Here is a 26225-nt window from a genome sequence, read left to right as displayed (position 1 = left end):
AGAACTTCTCAGCTTATCCGATTACGCTCGCCGCTCCCAGCCGGATCAGAGCCCTCTAAGGCAACGCCGCTTGAAGAGGGCTCTTCGCTATCTTAACGCTGGTTAATTTAGCGTCACGACACGGCTATGCCGCTGACCATTGGCACTGGCGCTGCGTAATAGCACCGCGTTTTCCACCTCAGGTGGCGCGTTGTCCTGATAAACCTGCCAGCTTGCCCCGTCGTCCAAGGAGTACTCAATACTTACCCCCGGCAGAGCAACATTGGCCACTAGCCTACCCGCTTCAACCCGGGCTCCAGGCAACGGCAGACGATAAGCGATTCCGTCACGTTCCAGCCGTGGCAGGACACGCTGGCCAAGCAGGTTGGCAAAACGCTGCCAGTCCTCGATCAACGACTCATGGTCGACAAAGGACGTCTCACCACCGATGAACGCCTGATCAGGTTGATAATCGAGTTCCCACTCGGCTTGGTGCCAGGCTCGCTCGGCCAACGCTAGCAGACGCGGGAAAATCATGTACTCCATCTGCGTCTCGCTACGTACCGTTTCACCCCAGGCTTGCGCGGAAATCCCCCGAGCACCTTGCCACCCCTCGGCGCTCTCGGAACGAAAGGTATTGCCGTCTCGATCAACTGAGGTTTCCGCATTTTGCGCCAGATTATCGGGGGCAAACGAGAACACTTTGCGAGTATCGGTGAAACGTGTCGCCCAGTAGTAGCCTCGTTCGTGTGGATTGACCTCGTAGGGCATGTCGAAGTAGAGATAATCTGGGCTAGAAAGAATCACCTCATAACCCCGCGACTGCCACTCAGCCACCGACTGGCTACCGCCCCAAAACAGCGGATCCCAGAAATTGACCGCGACCTGCGGCGTCGCAAACTCGGCGGCAGACTCAACATGCTTAAGGCCGTCTTGCCAGGCTGACATCCGTGCTATTCCGTAGCTATCAGCGAGTTGATTGACCTGTAGGGCAAAACGGCTCGGCAGTTCCTCTACAGAAGAGACCTCTCCATCGGCAACGCTCTGTTGGCAAATTGGCGACGCCTCCCAGGGATGGTGCTGATCACGCTGGTCGATGGTTCCTCGCCAGTCGACCGGCTCTTCGGCATCGATATCCTGAAAACCATGACCCAGCAGGATATTCTTGGCTTCATCACCACCAAAGTGCCAATTGTCCAGCGACTGACCTGCCTCTTGGTGCATCAATACCACTTCGCCCATCACTTTATCGACAAAGCGGTTCGTCGACTCAAGACAGGGATTGAGGTAGCTGCGACGATCATAGAGCTGAACCGACAGCGTATTGGACGTATCTTCGGGGTCGATTAATCGATACTCGTTGGCTGCCGCACTATCGCCCTCCTCCATCAGCCGACGATGTCGCGCTTCCATAGCCACCACAGCGGCGCGAGCATGGGCCGGCATATCAATCTCAGGCACCACCTGAATATGGCGAGCCTCGGCATAGCGAACGATATCGATATAATCCTCACGGGTGTAGAAACCGCTACCGGCAGTATCGTCCTCTGGGCCAGAGCCCAGCTGAGGTAAAAGACAGTTCGTTTCTGCCAGATCATGACAGCGCTTGCTGCCTACTTCGGTTAATTCCGCCAACCCCGGAATTTCCAGCCGCCAGCCCTCATCATCGGTGAGATGGAAATGGAAACGGTTGAGCTTGTACGCAGCCATCTGATCAAGCAAGCGCAACACTGAGGCCTTATCTTTGAAATTCCGTGCAACATCCAGCATGACGCCACGATAGTCGTAACGTGGAGCGTCATCAATGTCCATCGCTGGCACCAATCCCGCTTCATCCATGGCCGCTATTAGCGACTGGACAGCGTAGAAAGCCCCAGTGGCGTCAAAGGCCAGAATATCGGCACCGGACTCATTGAGCTGCAGGCGATAGCCCCCCTCCCGTGCCAATGCTTCATCGAGAACGTCTGACTCAGAGACCAAGCGGGCTCGGATCACCAAGCTGTCGCCACCTTCGTTGACGGGGATGTCGAACCGCTCGAAGCGCTCTCCCAGTACCGCTAGGCTGGCCTCGCTAAGCATTGGCATCTCGAGGCTGACCCCTTCAGATAAATCGAGGGTAGCCTCTCCAAGGCGAGATAAGCGCGGTGTCGGCAAAATAGCTCCTCGCAATGCGTCGGCGGGCATTGCAGTGGCCGCAGCGTTGCGCTCGAAGCGTGTCTCGGCCGTCATCACCACGTTGTTATCGTCCGGTGTACGCATAAGCTGCTCACCGAAAGGAGCACGGACAAAATCGGTCAATACGTCGTCACGGGTATTATCGATAACCGCTGTTTCATCGCCCACTGCCAGGTACCAGTTGGGCATCACATCGGTCATGAATAGCTGCCAGTACTCACCCACGATGGGAATTTCCAGGCTCTCTCCAGCGTCCAGTCCAGTAAAGGTGTCATTGGGTTCAAGGCGATGGAGATCCCCAGTGATACGCGTCAGCGACAGTTCAGGGTGATCCATCTGCAGCAGACGACGAATACTCGAGAAATACAGCCCCCAGTCGCTCGCCTCAATGGCCTTATCGGAGGTATTGGTCAAAAGGATTGTCGCGGTGAAACAGGCGGCATAATCCGCCCCCAGCCTCTGGCAGTCGATATCATGCGCCTGCGGCTGGTTGGCGGTTACCTTGTACTGCACGTCCAGCCGCTGCGCCAAGTCGCGGGCAGACGACGCGTCAAGCTGTGTGGTTTCGCTGGCCTGGGCTGTCGCCGAGTTGATTGCAACCCCGACAGCCAGTGCCGTTAGGGCCTTCATTGTCAATGTTGTCATTGTTTTTACCTCAAGCATTACAGAATCGAGAAAGGAGCCACGACCGTGAACTTGATGTCGTGTTCATCCTGAAAGGCATTTTTAAAGCCGCCATCTCCCCAGGAGGCGTAGTCGGTGCGGTTGTCGTAGCGGGTATAGTGCAGTTGAAAACGCGTGCCCTCGGCCCAGCCATTCTGAACCTTGTAATGCACATCAAAGTTCCAGGCGGACTCACTAAAGCGGCGGCTGGGGTCCTCAAAACCTGAGTAGGGACGAGCATCCCAGCCATAAGCATGAGCCACGCCCAGCGACCAACCAGGCAAACTCCAGCCTTCCAGGTCATAGGTGACACCGGCGTAGAGGGACTTCTCGCCATCGTGATTCCAATCGGACCGGGCATCCCACCAGACGTCCATGCGGCCGTTAGACGATGCATAAGGGGTGGTCATTCGCGGCAGGAAGTAGCCCTGAGACCCAGGGGCATGCACCCAGCTAAACTCAAGCCGCCAATCGAAGGCACCTTGATCATAGTGAGCGGTAAGCACCTGTTGCCAGGCAGTGCCGTCATAGACGTCGTTGGCCGAGCCATCGTCATGACGGTCACTGGCGGCGTAGGCCTGGTAGCTCAAGCGCAGCGGGGAATCGTTTAGCTGGGTGGCATAAGAAACCTTGCCGAATCCTTGATCCATATAGCCCTGGGCTTGCCCAAAAGCTGCCTCGAGCACCAGGTCTTCGGTGATTTCGTAGCGTGCTCCCAGCGAGTGTAGGTAGTCGATCGTCTCTCCATCGGCTTGGCGGAACTCGTAGAAGCTCTGATACCAAGGAGCCTTGTAACGATCAGCATGAAAATAGCTCAGCGATAGGTCACCTATCCTGGCGCCGAGTTCTCCACCGCGATAAGTGCCTGGCAGGAAGGACCAGTTAGGGGCAATGACACTGGTGCCTTGGGGCTGCAGATACCCTAACCGCCCCCACATATCGCCAAACTTGAACTTGAGTGCGGCCCGGTAGAGGCTGGCACCATTCGTCTCCTTGCCGTCCCAGCGTTCTTCCCACAGAGTGCTCGCTGGGCGGAAATTAAATTCCGTACCCTGGTGGCGGTTCTGAAAGTCATAGGCGGCAAAGGCAGCTAGATCCAGCCCCACAACGCCCCCCGCGTGACCACTCGAGAAGTCGACAGCCAGATTGGCGGTGGAGTGCTGCAGATTGGAAGCGTAAGCCCCTGGGCTGCCCTCGCCATCCGGCCCCATACCTCCCGAACGACGATCACGGTCGCGATAGATATAAAACAGAGTGGTCTCAAGGCTGGCCTCTTCCATAAAGCCCTGAGGCTCGTCGGCAGAAGACGTCAAAGGAACCAACGATAAAGTACCGATCAGGGCTAGTTGACCAAAGCGACCTAACGGCTGCCCTTTTTGGGGCGTAGGTATGCTTGATATCAGCATGGCGTCGTATCCGATTGTTGTTGATTTTGTATTAGCGTTGCAGTGATGTGCACGTTTTAAAGACGCGCGGGGTCTGTGGGGCAGCGCAACGCTGCCCCATAAACATGGGTCTATACGTAGAAGTCTTGGCTAAATCGCCACGGCTCCCCGTTACTCAGCAGGTGCCGAGTAACGGGTGTCGATTACGAGCGTTAGGCTCTTAGTGAATGCGCGATAGCAGCGGCTTGATCGCCGACGATCAGATGCCATGTATTGCCGTTCAACGCTTGGATACCTCTACATCCCAGTTGGTCAAGCGCTGCGCTGTCTAGACCAGCGCCATCGACTAGCTCCACGCGCAGGCGTGTCTGGGCTTGGACGTCCAGCCGTTGCACGTTGGCATTACCACCTAAGGCAGCCATCCAGCGTTGGGCCACCTCGGCGGGCAATGCCGTCGGTTGAGATGAGTTTGCGGGGGTACCAGGGCTATGTTCAGAAGGGCTATGTTCAGAAGGGCTATAAGAAGAGGTATTGGCATCCATCGCCGCTCCACTCTGCTTGAGCGCTTGTCGAATCTCATCTGCGATACCATCCGCAATGGGCCCCATCACTACCTGGAGACCACCGCCCTGGAGACGCATGATCCCCCGAGAGCCCAACGATTTCAGAGCCGACTCATCAATTGCCTCAGGATTCTCCAGCACCAAGCGTAACCGAGTCGTACAGGCACCTACGCTTTGCAGGTTGCTCGCGCCACCTAACGCAGTGACAAAAGCCGGACCACGTTCACCGAGTGGCGTTGAGGCTGCTGCAGGGGAAGTACTTTCCGGCTCGCGCCCTGGAGTAGGTAAATTAAAGCGGACGATAGCCCAGCGAAATACCGTGTAGTACAGAACAAAATAGACGAGGCCGACAGGCAGCATCAGCCAGCCATTGGTGGAAAGCCCGTAAGAGAGTGCAAAGTCAAAGGCTCCAGCGGAGAAGGTGAAGCCAAGCTTCACATCCAGCCAGTGCAGCAGCGCCATGGAAATGCCCGTTAACACTGCGTGCATGCCATAAAGCAGCGGTGCCAGGAACATAAAGGTGAATTCGATGGGTTCCGTGACACCGGTCAGGAAAGCCGTCAATGCCAACGAAAGTAACAAGCCACCCACCTGGGCACGGCGGCCTTTTGGTGCGGCATGGTACATGGCCAGCGCCGCAGCTGGCAGGCCGAACATCATCACCGGGAAAAAGCCCGCCATAAAGCGCCCTGCTTCAGGGTCACCGGCAAAGAAACGATTCAGGTCTCCATTCGCTACTACCCCAGAGGCTGTCTCGAAACTGCCGAAGACGAACCACACCAGGCTATTCAGTACGTGATGCAGCCCCGTCACAATCAACAAACGATTAATCGTTCCGTACACGAAAAGTCCCAGTTCACCGGCGCCAATCAGCCAGTGACCAAGTGCATCAATGCCATGTTGGATGGGCGGCCAAATCACCCCAAAAACAACCCCCATTGCCACCGCAGCTAGGCCAGTAGCAATAGGCACAAAGCGTCGACCACCAAAAAAGGCCAGATAATCAGGGAGCTGAATCGACTTATAGCGATTATAAAGCAGACCTGCCACGCTGCCGGCAATAATCCCTGCCAGCACTCCCATATCGATCTCAGGGTTAAGCGCTGTCAGCACCGCATCTAGCACCAGATAGCCAATCACCCCGGCTAGACCAGCGGCGCCGTTACTATCATCCGCGAAACCTACGGCTAGGCCGATGGCAAAAATCAGCGCCAGGTTGGCGAAAATGGCCTCGCCAGCGCCAGCAATAAAGGCAATATCCAGCAGATCAGGCTGCCCAAGTCGCAGCAATAGACCTGCAATGGGCAATACTGCGATAGGTAGCATCAGAGAGCGGCCAAGCCGCTGTAGTCCGCCCATCAGGCGGGAACCGAAGGTCGTAGAAGACATTTCAGCACCTCTCAAGGGTCGTTGTTGTTATGTCGGTTTGGTTGGCCTGAGCAAGCCACGCGCTTAAGTGCTGGCGTACAGCGGTCGCATCGTCTAAGGCCAGTAGTGCGGGAAGTTCGTCTGCCAGTGCGGCAGCATTCAGGCAACGCAGGGCAGCTTTCACTGCAGGCACACGTGCTGGTTCTACAGAGAGTTCATCGACACCCAGCGCGACGAGCAGAAGCGCGACCTGTTCATCACCCGCAGCCGCGCCGCAGACTCCCACGGGGCAGTGCCCTTTCGCGCCGTCCACCGTCGCTTGAATCAGCCGCAGCACCGCGGGATGCAATACATCCGCTCGTGCGGTGAGCGCCGGGTCCTCACGGTCCATCGCCAGGGTGTACTGGGTTAGATCGTTGGTGCCGATCGACAGAAAGTCGGCTTCAACAGCGAGGCTTCTAGCACACAGAGCAGCACTAGGCACCTCGATCATGGCACCAAGGCGCGGCCGCGCATCGAGCCCCATTTCGCTGGCCAACGTCTCTAAGCGCTTGCGCACTTCGCGCAGCTCGCCAACCTCAGTCACCATCGGCAGCATGATATGCAACGTTTCCAACGGCGTGACGCCGAGTAGCGCTCGAAGCTGAGTCTCCAGCAGTTCAGGCTGGCTGGCCCACAAACGAGCGCCCCGCACGCCCAGCGCTGGGTTAGGTACTGACGGCAATCGCAGATAAGGAAGCTGCTTGTCTGCACCAATATCCAGGGTGCGAATAATCACAGGTTTGCCATCTAAGGCCTTCACAGCAGCCTGATACTCATCACGCTGAGTCGCTTCACTGGGGGCGCTATCCCGCTCAAGAAAAAGAAACTCACTGCGCAGTAGGCCTACACCATCAGCCCCCGAATCTGCCGCTAAACGCGCCTCTTCGGCGCCACCGATATTGGCGCATACCTCAATTTCTCGCCCGTCCAGAGTCATCGCTGGCTCATGCGCTAACGCTTGCGCTTGCTCAGCTTCATAACGGCGAGCATTAATGCGCTCTGCCACTTCCGCCCTTTGAGTAGCGCTGGGGCTCAGCGCCAAGCGCCCTTTTTCCGCATCTAGAATGACGCTCTCGCTTGTGGCGCTATTAGCAGCGTCGATTAGGCTCGCCCCCATGGCCACAAGGCAGGGAATACCTCGGGCGCGTGCCAAAATGGCCACATGAGAAGTGGTGCCGCCGCCCGCGAGACACAGCCCAGCAGGATGCTGGGTAGCAACGGCCACCAGCTCTGAGGGAGTCAGTTCATCAGCAACGACGACGGCCCCCTTAGGCAGCTCAGGAAGTGCCGTTTGCTGGTCGTCGCTTAGTTCCACCATCACACGGCGCTGCAAATCGCGCAGATCTGCAACCCTGGCGGCAAGCAGCGTATTTCCGCTCGCCGCAAGCCTTGCGGCTTCGGCATCAAGCGCCTCACGCCAAGCTTGGCCAGCACTGCGACCTTCACTAATGTGCTTATCTGCAGCTGCCGCCAAATCGGGATCTTCGAGCCAGGCGCCATGGGCAGCAAAGATTTCCGCCTCGGCACTCTGCCCCTGGCGTGTCGCTTGCGCTTCAGCGTTGGCTAGCGCCTCGCCAACGCTTAATAGCGCCTTTTTCAAGCGAGCTGTTTCAATTGCTTCTCCCTCGCCCATCAAAGGCACGGCGGGTAGCGGCAATTGATAAGAGACAAGCGGACCGATGGCTAAACCAGTGCTAGCCACTAAGCCAGCCAGTTCGCCCTCTTTAAGTGCTACTGCGGTTAATGTAGATGACGCAGGTGCGCTATGTTCTTCGGCTTCAGGAGTTGTTAACAGCCGCTCGGCGGCATCCAGCGAGGCCTCAGCAGCCTCTCCCTGGGCAGTCAGTTTTAACATTGCGCCTTCGGTCAGGCCCAAGTTCATTAATGCGCTAAGACTAGCGGCGCTAGCACTGGTAGCGTTGTCGCTTGAACACTCCTGTTGCACCGTCAGATTAACGTTATGCTTTCGAGCAATAGCACGAAGTCGAGCAGCCGGTCGCGCATGCAGCCCCGATGCCAAGGCTAGGGTCACCCGGCGCTCAGCGAACGACCCTTCAGCAGGTATATCAGATTGCTCAATAGCAGTGCGGGTTAGCACCAGTAAAGGTTCACCGAGTGAAACCTGCTCTCCCTCGCGATGCTTCGTCGGCAACAATTGCCATCCAGCCGCCTCGGTAACCACCAGCGGGGTAATCAGCGCACTTGCGCCCTGCGCTAATGCATCAGCATCGAAGCGGCACAACGGATCGCCAGCACGCACTTGATCACCCACGGCAACCAAAGGCTCAATGCCTTCCCCGTTCAACTCAACCGTATCCAAACCCAGGTGCAGTAGTAACTCGACGCCTGCCTCGGTTTTTAGGGTGAATGCATGATGGGTGCGAGCACACTGCACCACCTCGCCATCACAGGGGGCATGCAGACACTCACCCAATGGATCAAGGGCAATGCCCTCTCCCAGGGTTAGGCTGGCAAAAACCGGATCGGGCACCGTTGATAGAGGTACCACCACTCCCGACACGGGGGCCTGCAGTGTTAGTAATTGATTAGAATCTGACATGGGAAGACTCCCAAGATAGTTGTTATACGTTACAGGGTGCAGGTGACTTTATTGAGGTGCCGAGGGCGATCTGGATCGCTTCCTCGAGCTGCCGCAAGACCAGCCACCATTTGATAAAAGCTTTGAATTACCGACAGTGGCTGCAGGTCTTCATGGCCAGCATCTACCAAGGTCAAATTGCGCTGTACGACGCTCTTATCGGCAGCTAACACTACTCTGGCACCGACACTCGTGAGCCATTTGGCCAACTCCAACAAACCAGCCTGCTCGTGTCCTGGTGGCGCGAATACCAACACCGGATAATCCGGACCGATCAGCGCCATAGGGCCATGGCGAACTTCGGCACCGCTAAAAGATTCAGCCTGAATCGCACAGGTTTCTTTAAACTTGAGCGCCGCTTCCTGAGCGACAGCAAGACCGGCCCCACGACCAATCACCATCATCTTGTCGGCATTTAGTAATGCCTCGATAGCCGGTGACCAATCCACCTCCAGGGCCTGAGTTAGCCGTTCTGGAAGCTGTTCCAGGGCAGTGAGTAGTAGGCGGTCTTCCTGCCAGTGGCCGATGAGCTGTGCCATAGCGGACAGCGTGGCTAAGTAGCTTTTGGTGGCAGCGACACTTTTTTCTTCCCCCGCATAGAGTGGAATTTCACTATCGCTGGCGGCACCCAGGGGTGACTGCGGCGTATTGACTAACGCAATCGTTCGAGCTCCAGCGACAGTGAGCGCCTGCTGCATCGCCACCAAGTCAGGGCTTTGTCCAGATTGGGAGACCGCCAATGCCAACTGCCCCGTTAGCCGCCAAGGCGCCTTAGCCAAGGTGGTCAACGAAGGAGGCAGCGAGGCCACCGGAACACCTTTACGCTTCATGCATTGGTAAGCGAAGTAGCTGGCGGCATGGTCGGAACTGCCCCGCGCCACAGTAACCGCTGCGTTAGGCTCGGCAAGGCGTAAGCGCTCGCCTAACGCAGCGAGCAACGGCGCATTACGCTGCAGCTGGCCGCGAATTCGTTCAGGGGCATTGCGGGTTTCTTCAAGCATTAGAGACATGGAGAGACTCCTTGGGCGTTTCCACAGATATGACGGCCTTCGACATAGACCGCTTGGAGTTGAAGTTGAGGGTCAAGGACGACTAGATCCGCGAACGCGCCCTCTTGCAGGCGACCAATATCGTCAATTCCGAGGAAGTCAGCGGGAAAACGTGACAAGCGATCCGAGGCATCCGCCAGGGTAAGGCCGAGACTGACGAAGTTACGTAACGCTTGATCCATGGTCAGCGTGCTGCCTGCCAAGGTGCCGTCAGCCAAACGCACTCCTCCCAGGCATTTGGTGACGGTCTGCTCACCTAGACGGTAATCACCGTCTGGCATGCCTGCTGCAGCGGTGGAATCGGTAACAGCATAGAGATTAGGGATGCAGCGTAAGGCAGTACGAATGGCACCAGGATGCACATGCAGCAAATCAGGAATCAGTTCGGCGTACTGCGCATGGGCGAGCGCTGCGCCGACCATTCCCGGTTTACGGTGATGCAGGCCAGTCATGGCATTGAACAGATGAGTAAATCCGCAGGCACCATGAGCCATTGCCTCAACGCCTTCTTCATAGCTGCCAAGCGTATGCCCTAGCTGAACCCGCACGCCTCGCTCGCTAAGATGGCGAATTAGCGCATAGTGGCCAGCTAACTCAGGGGCCAGTGTCAGTAAGCGGATGGGGGCCAAAGCACACAGCTCGTCAACCTCCTCAATCACACCATTACGCGCATGGGCAGGTTGAGCACCCAGCTTGCCTGGGTTGATATAAGGGCCTTCCAAATGAACGCCCAATACCCTGGCGGCATCCGGCTCCTGCGCCTCCATATAGCGGGCGACGTCGCATAGCACCTGACGAATCTGGGCATCTGGCGCCGTCATGGTGGTAGCTAGCAAACGGGTGGTTCCAAAACGCACATGGGTTCGCGCTAGCGTGGCAAGCGCCTCGCCGCCCTCCATGGTGTCGGCACCACCACCACCATGCACATGCAAATCTATAAAACCGGGAATAATGCGCGAATGATCATTGGTATCGGGATCTACTGGAACGCCATCAATGCGTCTGATACGCCCTTCTTCCCAGTGAAGCTCTCCCAGACACCAGCCCTCAGAGGTGAGAATATTGCCAAACTGCATAAAGCCTCCTAGCGGGTCAGCTCAACCATAAAGTCGTAATAATCGGTTCGACAGTAGGTAATGGTGAGCTCTGCCGGTGTGCCATCTGAGAGATAGCCGAGGCGCGTCACTTTGAGCAGCGCCTGGCCCTCAGGCACCTCAGCAAGCGCTGCCAACTCTTCACCTGCGTTGATGGCAGTAACATGCTGTAGGGCACGCGCTATGCCTTTGCCGCTGTCTTCCAGCACCGCATAAAGAGACGTGTCTACCGTTAGCGGATCAGGAAGTACTGAAATGGGGAGGCAGCTTTCCTCTACCGCCATCACTACATCATCGGCTAAACGCAAACGCTTGAGGCGCGAGACTTGGGCGTCAGCCCCCAGGCCAAGGCGCATGCTCTCTTCTGCACTGGGATTTGCCAGCTTGCGCTCTAACCAATGAGAGCTCGGCGTAAACCCACGCTGGGCCAGCAGCTCGGTAAAACTGGAGAGCCGTGATAAAGACTGATTAAGGCGAGGGGTTATAAACGTGCCAGAGCCACGGCTACGGCGAATCAGCCCTAGCTCTGCTAGTCGATCTAACGCCTTACGGGCAGTAATGCGTGAAACCGATAAGCTCTCTGCCAAGTTGCGCTCAGAAGGCAACGCATCGCCAGCTTGCCAAGCGCCCGTCTCAATGGCCTGTTCAAGCTGGCGCGCTAACTGCTGATAAAGCGGTGTTGCTCCCTGAGGATCAAGATGTAGCTGAGTAAAGCGTGGGTCCATGAGTGTCTCCAGTAGCGGCCATACCAATTAGATACCACTATAGACCCAATAAGATACCAATCAAATACCAATTAGATACAACTATGGTTGAATAGTGGCACCCGCATTACCCCACAAGGCGATAACACGCATATCAGATTGCACGCAGATCATTGATAGTGCGGGACCAAAGCGAACTTCAGGGCTACCACGATTGGCGCAGCCTTTGGGAATCCGTATAGTGGCAGGCTACTCTCGCCAACTGATTGAACACATGCTGCAAAACAACTCATTGCTTGCCCAGCTCAAGCAACAGATCCGTGATACCACCCCACGCGCTGAAGGGGTGATCAAAGCCACCGAAAAAGGCTTCGGTTTCCTTGAAACCGACAGCGGTGAATCTTATTTCGTGCCGCCCCCCGCCATGAAGCAAGTACTCCATGGCGATCGCGTCGAGGCGGTGATCCATGAAAACGGCGACAAAAAGTCTGTTGAGCCTGAAAAGCTGATCGAAGCTGGGCTTGACCGCTTTGTTGCCCGTGTTCAGAAACGCGAAGACCGTTTAGCCGTTGTTCCCGACCATCCGTCGATTCGCAATGTACTGAAGGCGCGCATAAAGAACAGCCTGGATGAAGCTACCATTGCTGATGGCGACTGGGTTGTCGCGCGGCTGGTACGCCACCCGCTGAAAGAAAATGATCGTGGCTTCTTTACGCAAATTGATGAACTAGTGGCTAAATCTGATGACCCCGCTGTTCCGTGGCGCGTCACCCTTGCCCGCCATGCGCTGGAACAGGAATGCCCGGACGCCGGTACTGAATGGCCGCTGCATGATGAAGGTTTAATCCGTGAAGACCTTACGGCGCAGCCTTTCTTCACCATTGATGGCGAAAAAACCCGCGATATGGACGACGCGCTTCACGTGGAAGCGCTGGAAAGTGGCGGTTGGCGGCTAAGCGTCGCGATCGCTGACCCGACGGCCTACGTTGAAGAAGGCCATGCAGCCGACCTTGAAGCGCGTACCCGTGCCTTCACGGTCTACCTACCCGGCCAGAATGTAACGATGTTGCCTGAACAGCTGGCAGATGATCTCTGCTCGCTATGGGAAGGTCAGGACCGCCCTGCCCTTGCCTGTTCGTTAGATATTAATGCCGACGGCAGCCTAGGTGATTACCGTTTTTTTGCGGCTAACGTAAAATCCCACGCCAAACTAGTCTATGACCGCGTTTCCGACTGGATTGAAGGACAAGGCGAGTGGGCTCCCGCTGACAATATCGCTGAACAGCTGAAAGCACTGCGCGATTTGACCGAAGCGCGCACCGCTTGGCGCAACGAACATGCGCTGGTGTTTAAAGATCGTCCTGATTACGTTTTCGACCTGGACGACGCGGGCAACGTATTAGGCATTCGCACCGAAGATCGTCGCATTGCCAACCGTATGATTGAAGAGTCGATGATTGCCGCCAACGCTTGCTGTGCGGATTTCCTCGCCAAGCATATCGGCCACGGCATCTTTAATGTGCACCGCGCTTTTGAGCCTGAAAAAGCCGAATCAGCTCAAGAGTTCTTAGCAACTCAGGAGATTGAGGTTGCCCAGGAAGCGCTGACTGAGCTAGCTCACTACAAAGAGCTGAAGCGCGCCCTCGAAAGCCGTGATGATGCCTGGCTGGATGCACGCCTGCGCCGCTTCCAAGGCTTTACCAGCATGTCAGCTCAACCTGGCCCGCACTTTGGCCTTGGCTTACCGGCTTATGCCACTTGGACGTCGCCAATTCGTAAGTATGGCGATATGGTCAACCATCGTTTGATCAAGCGTGTGCTTAAGGGTGAACAGGCACCGGCAGAAGCCAGCCAGCAGCTCACTGAGCAGCTTACTGAGCGTCGTCGCCTGAACCGTATGGCAGAACGCGACGTAAAAGATTGGCTCTACGTTCGCTACTTAACGCCAGCGGCTCAAAACCAAGATGCCTTTGACGCAGAGATCATGGCAATCAACCGCGGTGGTATGCGGGTACGCCTGTTGGAAAACGGTGCTACTGCCTTCGTGCCAGCCCCGCTGATGCACAGTGATCGCGATAAAGTGGTTATTGATGATAAAGAGGGCCGCATTCAGATTGAAGGCGAAGAACGCTACAAGCTGGGCGACAGCCTGCGCGTTGCGCTAACGGAAGCCCGTGAAGAAACCCGTTCACTGGTGGCAAAACCGACGGTATAAAGCCTTCTATCTAAACCTTTTATATAAACTTGTTAGATAAATCAGCCAGATAAACAACAACGGCGCCACTAAGGCGCCGTTGTTGTTTCTTCCATGCAATAGAAACTCACTGCTTTAAGCTGGGCTGCTGATGCTGAACAAAAAAGCGCAGCATTTCTTGCGTGGCATCAGGCCCTTTAGGGTCGGTATAGCTACCCTTCGCGCTTCCCCCCGACCAAGCGTGGCCTGCTCCATGTATCTTCCACTGCTCCAGGCGTGTCTTGCCCGCTGAATCATAATGCGCGGTACGCGTGTAAGCATGACCATTGGCGGACTTCCCCTGGTCTACCGTTGGCTTGTTAGCGCCACCTGCAGGACGCGATGCGCCATACTGGGCGGCTACCCGATCCGCGTTATTAGGGTGCACAGTGGTATCGCGGTCGCCATGAAAAATAATGGCAGGCACCTTTGATACCCACTCATCCCCTGGCTTTTTCCCATTGTTAGCGAGTGGCCCTGTGCCACCTTGCATAGCACCCAGCGCGTCGGGGAGACTTTTTGCCACACCGTGAGGCAGCCCAGAATGAACACCCACCGCTGCAAACAGATCCGGATAGGTCATCGCTAGCGTCGTCGCCATGGCTCCTCCTGCCGAAAGCCCGGCCACGTAAACCCGGCTCGCATCGAGCCCATGCGTGTCAGTAACGTGACGTGCCATACCAGCCAAAATCGAAGGTTCTCCTCCTTCGCGCTGCTGGTCTTCCGACTTGAACCAGTTCCAGCATTTCGAGTGATTAGCACTGACCGGCTGAGCAGGATAGAGCACGCAGAATTGCTGAGCGTCAGCCAACTGATTCATGTTGGTTCCAGCAGCAAAGTCATCGGGATTCTGTGTGCAGCCGTGTAGCATAACCACTAGCGGCAATGCCTGACCCTTATGGCCACTGGGGATATACAACTTGTAATCACGCGAGCCAACATGGTTAGAAAAATGCCCAGACGTAAACGCGCCCGCGCTGGCTTGCCAGCTGCGACCAAACGCAGAAGACGAGGTTTTCGACGTTGGCCTTGATTTCGATGCAGTGCCATCTTCGTCGACAACCTCACAGGTTCCCTCAAAGATATTGCCACCCTGGGAGGGCTTAGCTGACGCTTCTTCCCCATTCGCGCCTTGGAGAAGCGCCATGGCTTCATGCAACTTGCCTGCACGCGTCAGTCGCGTTACTTCTTCCATTCGCTTATTCATAGTCGCGCCAATCATGGTCAATATCCTACTTCCGCTAAGCGGTGATCAGTAATTCATTGGATTCGGTCTGCCAGAGCGGCCTTCACCGCTTTGCTGGCGTGGAGGGCACCTAGCACCACAATCGATTCGATAGTGGTGCGGGCAAGCTCCGGCGTTACGTCGTCAGCAATGCTGACCAACCCCAGCACTTGAATCTGCAACTTCTCGCCAGCTGACTGCACCGCCTCCAGGTCCGCCCGGCTGTAATTTTCAAGCCCCAGAACGAATGCTTTACGAGTCACGGTTTGCTTAACCACTTCAGCATGTGTCGCCAATTGGTTACGAATAGCCGTGCGAATCAGGTCGGTACGGTTTGAATAAAATCCTTCTTGAACCAGCAGGTCGATTTGCCCCAGGTCGACCACCCCAAGGTTAATGGTGATTTTCTCGCTGGAATCGCCGGACTTGCGGCGTAGTTCATGAACACTCATGTGTCATTCCTCGTTGGCTAACTCTCTAGGTAAGAGCAGCTCAAAACATTTTAAAATACTTACAAAAGAATCCAAAAGGAATCCATATACCATCCATATGGATGTTATATTAATCTAACACCGACATGTGTCAAGCAATGAGACAAGCGAAAGCGATTCTCCGCCATGTAGCTTGATGGGGAGTTAACACAGATGAACGTGTAATCAACGACCTAGCTAAGCTGTCGCTGAATTGACTTATTTCTCCCTTATGGTGAAACGAAGACGCTTTTTTGGATTTGGAGGTTCGCTTGCACATCGCAGATGTGACGATGTTCTATGCCCCCGCCAGCGGTGGTGTACGCACCTATTTACAAGCTAAACACCGTGTTTTATCAGGCATCCCCCATTTACGGGCCAGCTTGCTTGTGCCGGGAGCTGAGCGCGATAGTCTTGGCGATCACCACACCTTGCCAGCGTTACATCTCCCCTTGGGCCAGGGGTATCGATTTCCGCTGAGAGGGTCACGCTGGCGCGATGCGTTGATTGATCTTAAGCCAGACCTTATCGAGGCTGGTGACCCTTATGTAACGGCGTGGGCGGCCCTTGCCGCGGGACAGAAGCTTGGGGTACCGGTGGTAGGGTTTTATCACTCAGACCTTCCGCGCTTAATGGGGGATCGCTTTGGCCGCCACGTTGAGAAACGCTTAACACGCTATGTTAAAGACCTCTACTGCCAATTTGATAGCGTGCTAGCCCCCTGTAACGCCATGGCTAATCGACTAAGGGAGTGGGGAGTCGATAACGTTCGCGTACAGCCATTAGGGGTCGATTTAAACCATTTTCATCCCCAGCAGCGAGATCCCTCCTTCCGCCAAGGGATGAGCATTCCCAGCGATAAAAAGCTACTGATTTTTGTGGGCCGCAATTCCCGCGAGAAAAATATTGATGTGCTGCTGGCGACGATGCGCCAGCTCGGCAGTGATTACCATTTATTGCTGATGGGTCCCGGCATGCCCCATCAGGTACCCAACAATGTCACTATCGTGGATCGCTGCTGCGGCGCACATGAAGTGGCCAAAGCACTCGCCAGTAGCGATGCCCTTCTGCATGCGGGCACTCGAGAAACATTCGGTCTAATCGCGCAAGAAGCAATGGCCTGTGGCATACCTGTCGTGGGAGCAAGAGCCGGCGCGCTGGCTGAAAATGTACCGCTAGGCGCAGGTATTCTGTGCCGCCCCCTTGACCCAGATGCTATGGCAGAAGCCTGTACAGCATTGTTTAGTAATGACATCGCCGCCAGCGGACGTTATGCCCGTCATTTTGTCGAACGCCAGTTCAGCTGGGATAGCGTTATCCAGTCATTACTTGAGCATTACCTCGACCTTTGCAACATTGAACGACCCAATGCCCTCGCCCACCACCACTAAGCCTCAACGGCTGCTACGTTTTCGCCCTCGGCATGGTTTTCTGCTGGCAGGGGCGCTCTTAACCCCGCTAGTGCTTACCACTTGGCTGGGCGGTACCGAGGCGCTACGGCGTATCCAACACTTTCCACTCGAATTATTGCTATTGATGCTAGTGTTAGCGTTTCTGTGTTGGAATCTGAATGCGACAAGACTGCGACTAATGTTAGGCGGCCGTGCAGGGCAACTTGGTCAGCGTGGCGCGCTGAGTATCGAACTAGCCTCTAAGTTTGCGCTGTGCGCTACGCCAGGAGGAAGTGGTGGGCCAGCCACCCTACTTTTCCTGCTTGCACGACGAGGCTTCCCTCCCGCCAAAGGGGCGGCCGTGTTCTTGATTGACCAAGGCTGTGATTTACTATTTTTCCTTATCATGCTGAGCGGCTTGGTGCTTTTTTCGCTGGTTAGCGACACTCAGTGGCCACATCAGTCGCTAGTTCAATGGGCACTCGTCGGTTTAGCATTCATGGCTACGCTAGTCAGTGTTGTAATGTGCTATTTACCCAGCCTGCTACGTGCAGGCGGCGCTATAACGACCTGGCCAAGCCATTATCGACGACGCTGGCTGGCACGCCGTTTATTACGATGCCGACAGGCGCTCAAGGTCACGCTCGCGCTTCCACGCACAACGCTGCTCACGATAATGACACTCACTACAGCGCATTGGCTAATGCGCTATAGCTTGCTCTATTTGGCGGTACTGGGCGTGGGCGGTCATGCCGATTGGATGTGGACGTTTTTAACCCAAATGCTGGCCATGGCGGCTAGCCAGCTTAGCTTTCTTCCTGGCGGCGCAGGTGCCGCCGAAGTGGGCGTTGGTAGTTTGTTGCTGCCTTTGATGGAGCGTGAGCAGGCCGCAGCAGCCGTCTTGGTGTGGCGACTGGTGAGCTACCACCTCTATTTGGCGGTGGGGGCGCCGCTCTTTATTCTGTACAGCTACCGGTTGCTGCAACGAGAACCCGACCATAAAACGCCGTAAAGATAACCGTACGTCAACGAATAAGGGCGCCCCGAGGGGCGCCCTTATTACGTGCGACTAGAGGTCAAGGCTTACCAGCCAGTAACTTCTTTCAGTGCATCGCCGATTTCAGCCAAAGAACGCACGGTTTTCACGCCGGCATCTTCCAGGGCAGCAAACTTCTCATCCGCAGTACCTTTACCGCCAGAGATGATTGCGCCCGCGTGGCCCATACGCTTGCCAGGAGGTGCAGTTACACCGGCAATGTAGGAAACCACAGGCTTAGAAACGTTGGCTTTGATGTAAGCCGCTGCTTCTTCTTCAGCCGTACCACCGATTTCACCGATCATCACGATCGCTTCGGTTTTCGGGTCTTTCTCAAACATTTCAAGAATGTCGATAAAGTTAGAACCCGGAATCGGGTCACCACCGATGCCTACACAGGTAGACTGTCCGAAACCATGGTCAGTTGTCTGCTTTACGGCTTCGTAAGTTAAGGTGCCTGAACGCGACACGATACCGACTTTACCCGGCTGGTGAATGTGACCCGGCATGATACCAATTTTACATTCGCCAGGCGTGATAACACCTGGGCAGTTCGGGCCGATCAAACGCACACCCAGCTCGTCGCATTTTACTTTTGCTTCGAGCATGTCTAGCGTCGCGATACCTTCGGTGATGCATACGATCAGCTTGATGCCAGCGTTAGCGGCTTCAAGAATCGAGTCTTTACAGAACGGTGCCGGAACGTAGATCACGCTGGCTTCTGCGCCGGTTTTCTCAACCGCTTCTTTCACGGTGTTGAAAACAGGCAGGCCCAGGTGCGTCTGGCCGCCTTTGCCCGGCGTAACACCACCGACCATTTGCGTGCCATAGGCAATCGCCTGTTCGGAGTGGAACGTGCCCTGGCCACCGGTGAAACCTTGGCAGATGACCTTGGTGTTCTTATCGATCAGGATGCTCATTACTTGCCCTCCGCTGCTTTTACAACCTGCTGAGCCGCGTCGGTCAGACTGGTAGCAGCGATGATATTCAGACCGCTAGACGCTAGTTTTTCAGCGCCCAATTCAGCGTTGTTACCTTCCAGACGCACAACCACTGGAACGTTAACACCCACTTGTTCAACAGCACCGATGATGCCTTCAGCAATCATATCGCAACGAACGATACCGCCGAAGATATTCACTAGAACCGCTTTGACATTGTCGTCAGACAAGATGATCTTGAACGCTTCAGCAACGCGCTCTTTGGTCGCGCCGCCACCAACGTCTAGGAAGTTAGCAGGCTTACCGCCGCTTAGGTTGACGATGTCCATGGTGCCCATGGCCAAGCCAGCACCGTTAACCATGCAGCCGATGTTGCCATCAAGCGCTACATAGTTCAGCTCCCACTTCGCGGCATCAGCTTCACGCTGATCTTCCTGGGAAGGATCGCGCATCGCCTGAAGATCTGGATGACGGTACAGCGCGTTGCTGTCGAGTCCCAGTTTAGCGTCGAGGCAGTGCAAATTGCCTTCGTCGGTAATTACTAGCGGGTTAATTTCTAACAGCGCCAGATCTTTGTCATGGAACAGCTTAGAAAGGCCTAGGAAAATCTTAGTGAACTGCTTGATCTGGTCGCCTTTGAGACCCAGAGCAAATGCCAGCTCACGCGCTTGGTAGGGTTGTGCGCCGACCAGCGGATCGATCTCAGCCTTCAGAATCTTTTCTGGCGTTTCTTCAGCAACGGTCTCGATTTCAACACCGCCTTCAGTAGAAGCCATGAAGACCACGCGACGGGTAGTACGATCGACGACGGCGCCGAGATACAGCTCATCAGCGATGTCGGTGCAAGTCTCAACCAAAATCTTAGCAACCGGCTGACCTTTTTCGTCAGTCTGGAAGGTTACCAGGTTCTTGCCTAACCACTGCTCGGCAAAAGCTTTTGCTTCAGCCGGATCTTTAATCAGCTTAACGCCACCCGCTTTACCGCGGCCACCAGCGTGAACCTGGGCTTTAACCACCCACATGTCGCCGCCGATCTTTTTGCACGCTTCTTCAGCTTCTTCGGGAGTGTCCACGGCAAAGCCTTTAGACACTGGTAGACCATAATCAGCAAACAGCTGTTTGCCTTGATACTCGTGAAGGTTCATCGATTCATGCCATTGGTTGCATGTGACTCGAACGATGACCCGCTTCTTTAAAAGAGCGGGGCATCCCCGTACCTTCGTCCCCGCTGATTTCTCACAGAGCCGAAAGTGTTGCGCCACCTGACGGTGGCGCTTGGTTGTTGCTTAGCGAATTACTTGCGCTTCTTACGGTTAGCCATGTGAATGGCATGGCCTTCTACCGCAAGAGCTGCTTCATGCACAGCTTCCGACATGGTCGGGTGTGCATAGCAGGTCAGAGCCAAGTCTTCGGCGCTAGAGCCGAATTCCATTGCAATCACGCCTTGAGCAATCATCTCACCCGCGTGCTGACCAACGATATGCATGCCGAGGATACGGTCGGTTTCCGCATCGGCAATAATCTTGGCGCTACCTTCGGTGGCATTGTTCGCCATCGCACGACCACTGGCCGCGAATGGGAAGCTACCGGTCTTAACTTCAATGCCTTTAGCTTTGGCATCTTGCTCGGTCATACCGACCCACGCTACTTCCGGGAACGTGTAAATCACGTTCGGAATCGTGTCGTAGTTCATCTCGGCTTTGTGGCCAGCGATGATATCAGCAACCATGATGCCTTCTTCAGATGCCTTGTGCGCCAGCATGGGGCCACGCACACAGTCGCCAATGGCATAAACACCCGGTACGTTAGTGCGGCACTGGTCATCAACAAAGATAAAACCACGCTCGTCCAGCTCAACGCTAACACCATCGGCAATCACACCCTTGGTGTACGGACGGCGACCAACGCAAACAATCAGTTTGTCGAAGGTCATTTCCTGTTCGCCATTGGCATCGGTGTACTTAACGATGACTTCATCGCCATTGGTTTCCGAACCAGTCACGCGGGCGCCCAGCTTAATATCCAGTCCCTGCTTTTTAAGCAGCTTCTGCGTTTCTTTAGCGATCGCCGTATCGACCATCGGCAAGAAACTATCCATCGCTTCCAAAACCGTGACTTCGGAACCCAAACGGCTCCAAACGCTACCCAACTCTAGACCGATAACGCCAGCGCCAATAACGCCTAAGCGCTTCGGCACTTCCTGGAATTCCAGCGCGCCGGTAGAGTCAACAACCAAGCCTTCGGTTAGCGGTGTTGGTGGAATTTCAACCGGCACAGAACCTGCGGCAACAACGATGTTATCAGCGTCGTAAGTGGTGGTGTTGCCGTCTAGATCGGTAACTTCGACTTGCTTACCGGAAACCACTTTACCGGTACCTTCAATAGCGGTAACGCCATTGGCTTTAAACAAGCCAGAGATGCCGCCGGTCAAGTTCTTAACGATCTTGTCCTTGCGAGCCATCATTTTTTTGACGTCCATCGTGACGTCACCGGCATTGATACCCATATCGTCGAAATCGTGCTTGGCTTCAACGAACTTATGCGAGGCCTCAAGCAACGCTTTAGACGGGATACAGCCAACGTTCAAACACGTACCACCGTGAACAACATTGCCTTCTTTACCAATCCATTTTTCAACACAGGCGGCTTTCAGGCCCAGCTGCGCAGCGCGGATAGCCGCTACGTAGCCACCAGGACCTGCACCGATAACGATCACATCAAACTTGTCAGCCATGTTGGCTCCTTTAGCTTGGTTGCCTCCCCCCGCTTGAATCTAAAACAGGCAGGAGGCAAGGTGCGATTGCATTAGAACGCTAATACATCAGAGGAGGCGGATCAGCGCGCTCCGTTATACGTCCAGCAGCAAGCGAGCCGGGTCTTCCAGCAGCTCTTTAATAGTAACCAGGAATCGTACCGCATCTTTACCATCAATCATGCGGTGGTCGTAGGACAGCGCCAGATACATCATCGGGCGAATCTCGACCTTACCATTCACAGCCATTGGACGATCCTGGATTTTATGCATACCCAGGATAGCGGTCTGAGGCGGATTGATAATCGGGGTCGACATCAAAGAACCAAATGTACCGCCGTTAGTGATAGTGAAGGTGCCACCGATCATGTCATCCATGCCCAGCTTACCGTCACGACCACGCTTACCGAAATCAACAATCGTGCGCTCAACGTCGGCAATTTTCATGCTATCGGTATCACGCAGTACCGGTACAACCAAGCCACGATCCGTTGATACCGCAACACCGATATCTTGATAACCGTGGTAGACGATATCAGTACCGTCAATAGAGGCGTTAACATCCGGGAAGCGCTTGAGTGCTTCAGAAGCCGCTTTCACAAAGAAGCCCATAAAGCCCAATTTAATATCGTGAGCCTTTAGGAACGTATCTTTGTACTGCGCACGCAGGGCCATGATTTCAGTCATGTCCACTTCGTTGTACGTGGTCAGCATGGCAGCCGTTTGCTGGGCCTGAACCAAACGCTTAGCAATGGTTTGGCGCAAACGCGTCATCGGAACGCGTTTCTCGACGCGATCGCCTTCCACTGCTGGTGCAGCGGCAGCTTTCGCTGGCGCTGAAGATTTGGCTGCTTTTTTAGCAGAACCATCTTTCACTGCTTTTTGCACGTCTTCTTTCAAGATGCGGCCACCTTTGCCGGTGCCCTCAATCTTGGCAACGTCCAGGTCATGCTCAGCGACCATTTTGCGTGCCGCCGGTGCTAGGATCTTATCGCCGACCTTCTCATCAGAGCCTTCATCATCGCTACCCGCAGCGCTTGAAGAAGAGGCACTGCTGCTCTCTTCACCGGCACCACCAGCACCTTCTGTAAAGACGGCCAGAACCGCTTCGGATTCAACTTGGCTGCCTTCTTCGGCTTTAATTTCTGCCAGTGCGCCGTCGGCAGGTGCGACAACTTCTAGCACAACCTTGTCAGTCTCGATATCGGCTAGCACTTCATCACGCTTAACCGCTTCACCTACCTTCTTGTGCCACGTTGCCACGGTGCCTTCCTGGATAGACTCAGGGAAGCTTGGAGCTTTTACGTCATGCTGCTTACCACCGCCGTTACCGCCGCTGGCTTTTTTCTCTTCTTGCTTATCATCTTTTTTCGCTTCAGACGCTTTAGCGTTGGCATCGTCAGAAGATTTTTCTTCTTTGCTGCCAGACGCGCTGCCTTCACCGATTTTGCCTAAGACTTGCTCTGACTCAACGGTATCGCCTTCTTCTGCCATCACGTCAGTCAGGGTACCCGCTTCCGGTGCGACGACTTCTAGCACCACTTTGTCGGTTTCAATTTCAACAATCAGCTCGTCACGTTCGACGCTGTCACCCGGCTTTTTATGCCACGCAGCCACAGTGCCTTCGGCAACGGATTCCGGAAAGGTTGGCGCTTTGATATCAGTAGCCATGTCGTTTCCCTTATATGTTCTCTAAACCCGGTGGGCGCTTATAGGTTAAAAGCGTCTTCCACCAGCTGGCGCTGCTGTTCAGTGTGGACGGACATATAGCCCGCTGCCGGTGCGGCAGAGGCAGGACGTCCTGCAAATTTCAAATCACGTCCGAAGCCATCTTTCAGCATATCGGCCACGGCGCGCATGTGGTGCTGACTTGAGTACCAAGCGCCCTGGTTCAGCGGCTCTTCCTGGCACCACACGATGTCTTCCACATTGGCATACGCCTGGAGCACTTCCAGAAGTTCTTCTTTCGGGAAGGGGTAGAGTTGCTCAAGACGAATAATCGCCGTGTCATCACGCTCGTTTTCTGCACGCCAGTTGGCTAGGTCGTAGTAAACCTTACCGGCACACATAATAACGCGAGTCACCTTTTCTGCCTCAAGATTCGCCTGATCCGGCAACACCATGTAGAACTTGCCGTGAGCGAGATCTTCTAGGCTAGATACCGCTTCTTTATGGCGCAATAGCGACTTCGGCGACATGATCACCAGCGGCTTACGCAACGGACGAATGACTTGACGTCGCATCAGATGATAAATCTGTGCGGGGGTGGTTGGCACACACACCTGCATGTTGTGTTCGGCGCACAGCTGCAAGAAGCGCTCTAAACGTGCGGAGGAGTGCTCTGGCCCCTGACCTTCATAGCCATGCGGCAATAACATGGTCAGTCCACACAGTCGTCCCCATTTGGTCTCGCCAGAAGAGATAAACTGGTCAACCACGACCTGGGCACCGTTGAAGAAGTCACCAAACTGGGCTTCCCAAATGACTAAGTCACCCGGTGCTGTTGTGGAGTAGCCGTACTCAAAAGCCAGCACAGCCTCTTCCGATAGGAAAGAGTCGTGGATGGTAAAGCGTGGTTGACCGTCTGACATATTCTGCAGCGGCACGTACGTAGAACCATCTTTCTGGTTGTGGACAACCGCATGGCGGTGAGAGAACGTCCCACGACCAACATCCTGACCGGTAATACGGATCGGATGCCCCTGATCAAGCAGCGTGGCATACGCCAGCGTTTCAGCAAAGCCCCAGTTAAGCCCCATGCCGCCCGCCTGCATTTTGCGACGGTCTTCATAGATCTTAGCGACTTGGCGCTGTACTTCGACGCCATCTGGAATCTCGCACATTCTCGCAGCTAGCTGCTGCAGACGCTTCATATCGAAGGTAGTGTCTGCATCACCGGTCCACTCATGCCCCAGGTAGGGTGCCCAGTCCACAAAGAGCGATGTATTAGGCTCTTGCACCAAAGCGTTCGCTACGTGATTACCTGCCACAAGATCATCGCGGTAGGTTTCAACCATTGCCTTAGCGTCTTCTTCTGAAAGCACGCCTTGCTCAACCAGACGTTTCGCATACAGTGAGCGCGAAGAAGGATGATCTTTAATTTTGGCGTACATCATCGGCTGAGTACCCGATGGCTCGTCAGCCTCGTTGTGGCCGCGACGGCGATAGCACACCAGATCAATAACAACGTCTTTCTTAAATTGCTGACGATAATCCAACGCCACTTGAGTCGCATGGATAACCGCATCTGGATCATCGCCGTTAACATGAAAAATCGGCGCCTGAACCATCTTAGCGATGTCAGTACAGTATTCGGTGGAGCGCGCATCCAAGGGGTTTGACGTCGTGAAGCCCACTTGGTTGTTAATCACGATGTGTACTGTGCCACCGGTTTTGTAGGCACGGGTTTGAGACATCTGGAATGTCTCCATGACCACGCCTTGACCAGCAAACGCAGCATCGCCATGAACGTTGATTGGCAGTACTTTGCTGCCCTCTTCGTCATTCCGGCGATCTTGACGTGCACGTACCGAGCCTTCCACAACCGGCGCAACAATTTCTAAATGCGACGGGTTAAACGACATTGCCAAGTGAACTTCGCCACCAGGCGACATGACGTTAGAGCTAAAGCCTTGGTGATATTTCACATCACCAGAACCACGCTCGATCACCTTTTTACCGTCGAACTCATCGATCAATTCAGCGGGATTTTTACCCAGAATATTGACCAACAGGTTCAAGCGGCCACGGTGGGCCATACCAATCACGACTTCTTTAGTGCCATATCCGCCGGACCGCTGAATCAACTCGTCCATCATTGGAACAAATGATTCACCGCCTTCTAACCCGAAGCGTTTAGTACCTGGATATTTAGACGCTAGGTAATTCTCCAAACCTTCGGCAGCGGTAAGGCGCTCCAACACGTGCTTACGCACATCGTCGCTGAATTTCGGCGCACTTCGCACCGATTCAAAACGCCGTTGCAACCAACGTTTCTCTTCAGTATCGACGATGTGCATGATCTCGCAGCCGATAGAGCGACAATAGGTCTGCTCCAACGCATCCACAATCTCACGCAGCGGCGCTTTATCAATACCTAGAAAAAACGAGCCAGTCTGGAACTCGGTGTCAAGATCAGCTTTGGAAAGCTGATGAAATGACAGATCGAGGTCTGGGACGGGGGTGGGATTACGCAGTCCTAGCGGGTCGATATTGGCCTTCTGATGACCACGAAAGCGGTATGCGTTAATCAGCTGCAGGACCTTCACCTGCTTTTTATTCTCACCGCTATCGGAGGCGGCGGCTACCCGGCCTGGGCGACTTTCACGGCCCAGTTGGTAGAACTGATCACGAGTGGGGCTTAGTGGAACATCGTGGGAGGCACTGCCCTCAGAACGTGGCAGCTGATCAAAATAGCTGCGCCATTCGTCTGAGACAGAATCAGGATCGGCGAGGTACTGCTCATAAAGCGCTTCCACGTAGTGGACATTGCCACCACTAACGTGAGAGGAACGCCACATCAACTCCATTATGCCTTGTTGCATCTCTCGGTCACC

At 54.9% G+C, this 26225-nt stretch carries 17 protein-coding genes; 3 read left to right on the top strand and 14 right to left on the bottom strand.

Annotated elements, in window-relative coordinates; translation table 11 throughout:
• Positions 1–102: 102 nt before the first annotated feature.
• From B6A39_RS05215 to B6A39_RS05185, 7 genes are all read right to left on the bottom strand, one after another.
• On the bottom strand, positions 103–2799 hold the full coding sequence (locus tag B6A39_RS05215; protein WP_083002071.1) for a beta-N-acetylhexosaminidase: 2697 nt from the start codon (positions 2797–2799) through the stop codon (positions 103–105).
• Between the two features lie 17 nt (positions 2800–2816).
• Positions 2817–4223 carry an OprD family outer membrane porin gene (locus B6A39_RS05210; RefSeq protein WP_083002068.1) on the bottom strand — a complete coding sequence of 469 codons (1407 nt, stop codon included), beginning with the start codon at positions 4221–4223 and terminating at the stop codon, positions 2817–2819.
• A gap of 191 nt (positions 4224–4414) precedes the next feature.
• On the bottom strand, positions 4415–6154 hold the full coding sequence (gene nagE / locus B6A39_RS05205) for an N-acetylglucosamine-specific PTS transporter subunit IIBC (protein ID WP_083002065.1): 1740 nt from the start codon (positions 6152–6154) through the stop codon (positions 4415–4417).
• A gap of 1 nt (position 6155) precedes the next feature.
• A complete protein-coding gene (ptsP, locus tag B6A39_RS05200; RefSeq protein WP_083002062.1) occupies positions 6156–8735 on the bottom strand; it encodes a phosphoenolpyruvate--protein phosphotransferase in 2580 nt (859 codons plus the stop codon).
• Between the two features lie 29 nt (positions 8736–8764).
• The gene (locus B6A39_RS05195; protein WP_156886202.1) at positions 8765–9784 is read right to left on the bottom strand and encodes an SIS domain-containing protein; all 1020 of its coding nucleotides are present in this window, start codon (positions 9782–9784) and stop codon (positions 8765–8767) included.
• Complete coding sequence (nagA, locus tag B6A39_RS05190; RefSeq protein ID WP_083002058.1) at positions 9775–10899, bottom strand: N-acetylglucosamine-6-phosphate deacetylase; 1125 nt, start codon at positions 10897–10899, stop codon at positions 9775–9777. The genes B6A39_RS05195 and nagA overlap by 10 nt, the downstream gene beginning before the upstream one ends.
• 8 nt (positions 10900–10907) lie before the next feature.
• The gene (locus tag B6A39_RS05185) at positions 10908–11642 is read right to left on the bottom strand and encodes a GntR family transcriptional regulator (RefSeq protein ID WP_083002055.1); all 735 of its coding nucleotides are present in this window, start codon (positions 11640–11642) and stop codon (positions 10908–10910) included.
• Positions 11643–11895: 253 nt separating this feature from the next.
• Here B6A39_RS05185 and B6A39_RS05180 point away from each other — a divergent pair, with 253 nt between their 5' ends.
• Positions 11896–13836: an exoribonuclease II gene (locus B6A39_RS05180; RefSeq protein WP_083007852.1), complete on the top strand. Its 1941-nt coding sequence runs from the start codon at positions 11896–11898 to the stop codon at positions 13834–13836.
• A 106-nt stretch (positions 13837–13942) separates the two neighbouring features.
• Here B6A39_RS05180 and B6A39_RS05175 read toward each other — a convergent pair whose 3' ends face one another.
• Both B6A39_RS05175 and B6A39_RS05170 read right to left on the bottom strand, forming a co-directional pair.
• Positions 13943–15076: an extracellular catalytic domain type 1 short-chain-length polyhydroxyalkanoate depolymerase gene (locus B6A39_RS05175; protein ID WP_083002052.1), complete on the bottom strand. Its 1134-nt coding sequence runs from the start codon at positions 15074–15076 to the stop codon at positions 13943–13945.
• Between the two features lie 38 nt (positions 15077–15114).
• Entirely contained in the window at positions 15115–15531 is a 417-nt protein-coding gene (locus tag B6A39_RS05170; RefSeq protein ID WP_083002050.1) for a CopG family transcriptional regulator, read from the bottom strand.
• 290 nt (positions 15532–15821) lie between these two features.
• Between B6A39_RS05170 and B6A39_RS05165 the strand changes: the two genes are divergently transcribed.
• Positions 15822–16940 (top strand): glycosyltransferase family 4 protein, encoded by a 1119-nt coding sequence (locus B6A39_RS05165; protein WP_083002048.1) that lies wholly within the window; start codon positions 15822–15824, stop codon positions 16938–16940.
• Positions 16918–17952, top strand: coding sequence for a lysylphosphatidylglycerol synthase transmembrane domain-containing protein (locus B6A39_RS05160; RefSeq protein ID WP_083002045.1), 1035 nt, complete (start codon positions 16918–16920; stop codon positions 17950–17952). Before B6A39_RS05165 ends, B6A39_RS05160 begins: the two co-directional genes overlap by 23 nt.
• A gap of 71 nt (positions 17953–18023) precedes the next feature.
• Here the strand turns inward: B6A39_RS05160 and sucD are convergent, their stop codons facing one another.
• The 5 genes from sucD to B6A39_RS05135 all read right to left on the bottom strand — a co-directional run bounded on the left by sucD (position 18024) and on the right by B6A39_RS05135 (position 26213).
• Positions 18024–18896, bottom strand: a complete 873-nt coding sequence (gene sucD / locus B6A39_RS05155) for a succinate--CoA ligase subunit alpha (RefSeq protein ID WP_009722518.1) — start codon at positions 18894–18896, stop codon at positions 18024–18026.
• Positions 18896–20062 carry an ADP-forming succinate--CoA ligase subunit beta gene (gene sucC / locus B6A39_RS05150; protein ID WP_009722517.1) on the bottom strand — a complete coding sequence of 389 codons (1167 nt, stop codon included), beginning with the start codon at positions 20060–20062 and terminating at the stop codon, positions 18896–18898. The genes sucD and sucC overlap by 1 nt, the downstream gene beginning before the upstream one ends.
• Positions 20063–20211: 149 nt before the next feature.
• On the bottom strand, positions 20212–21651 hold the full coding sequence (gene lpdA / locus B6A39_RS05145) for a dihydrolipoyl dehydrogenase (RefSeq protein WP_083002043.1): 1440 nt from the start codon (positions 21649–21651) through the stop codon (positions 20212–20214).
• A gap of 114 nt (positions 21652–21765) precedes the next feature.
• A complete protein-coding gene (gene odhB, locus B6A39_RS05140; protein ID WP_083002040.1) occupies positions 21766–23340 on the bottom strand; it encodes a 2-oxoglutarate dehydrogenase complex dihydrolipoyllysine-residue succinyltransferase in 1575 nt (524 codons plus the stop codon).
• 38 nt (positions 23341–23378) lie between these two features.
• On the bottom strand, positions 23379–26213 hold the full coding sequence (locus B6A39_RS05135) for a 2-oxoglutarate dehydrogenase E1 component (RefSeq protein WP_083007851.1): 2835 nt from the start codon (positions 26211–26213) through the stop codon (positions 23379–23381).
• Between the last annotated feature and the right edge of the window lie 12 nt (positions 26214–26225).

The sequence above is a fragment of the Halomonas sp. GT genome (genome assembly GCF_002082565.1).
In the GTDB taxonomy this organism is placed as follows: Bacteria; Pseudomonadota; Gammaproteobacteria; order Pseudomonadales; family Halomonadaceae; genus Vreelandella.
This window is presented reverse-complemented; position numbering and strand designations above follow the sequence as displayed.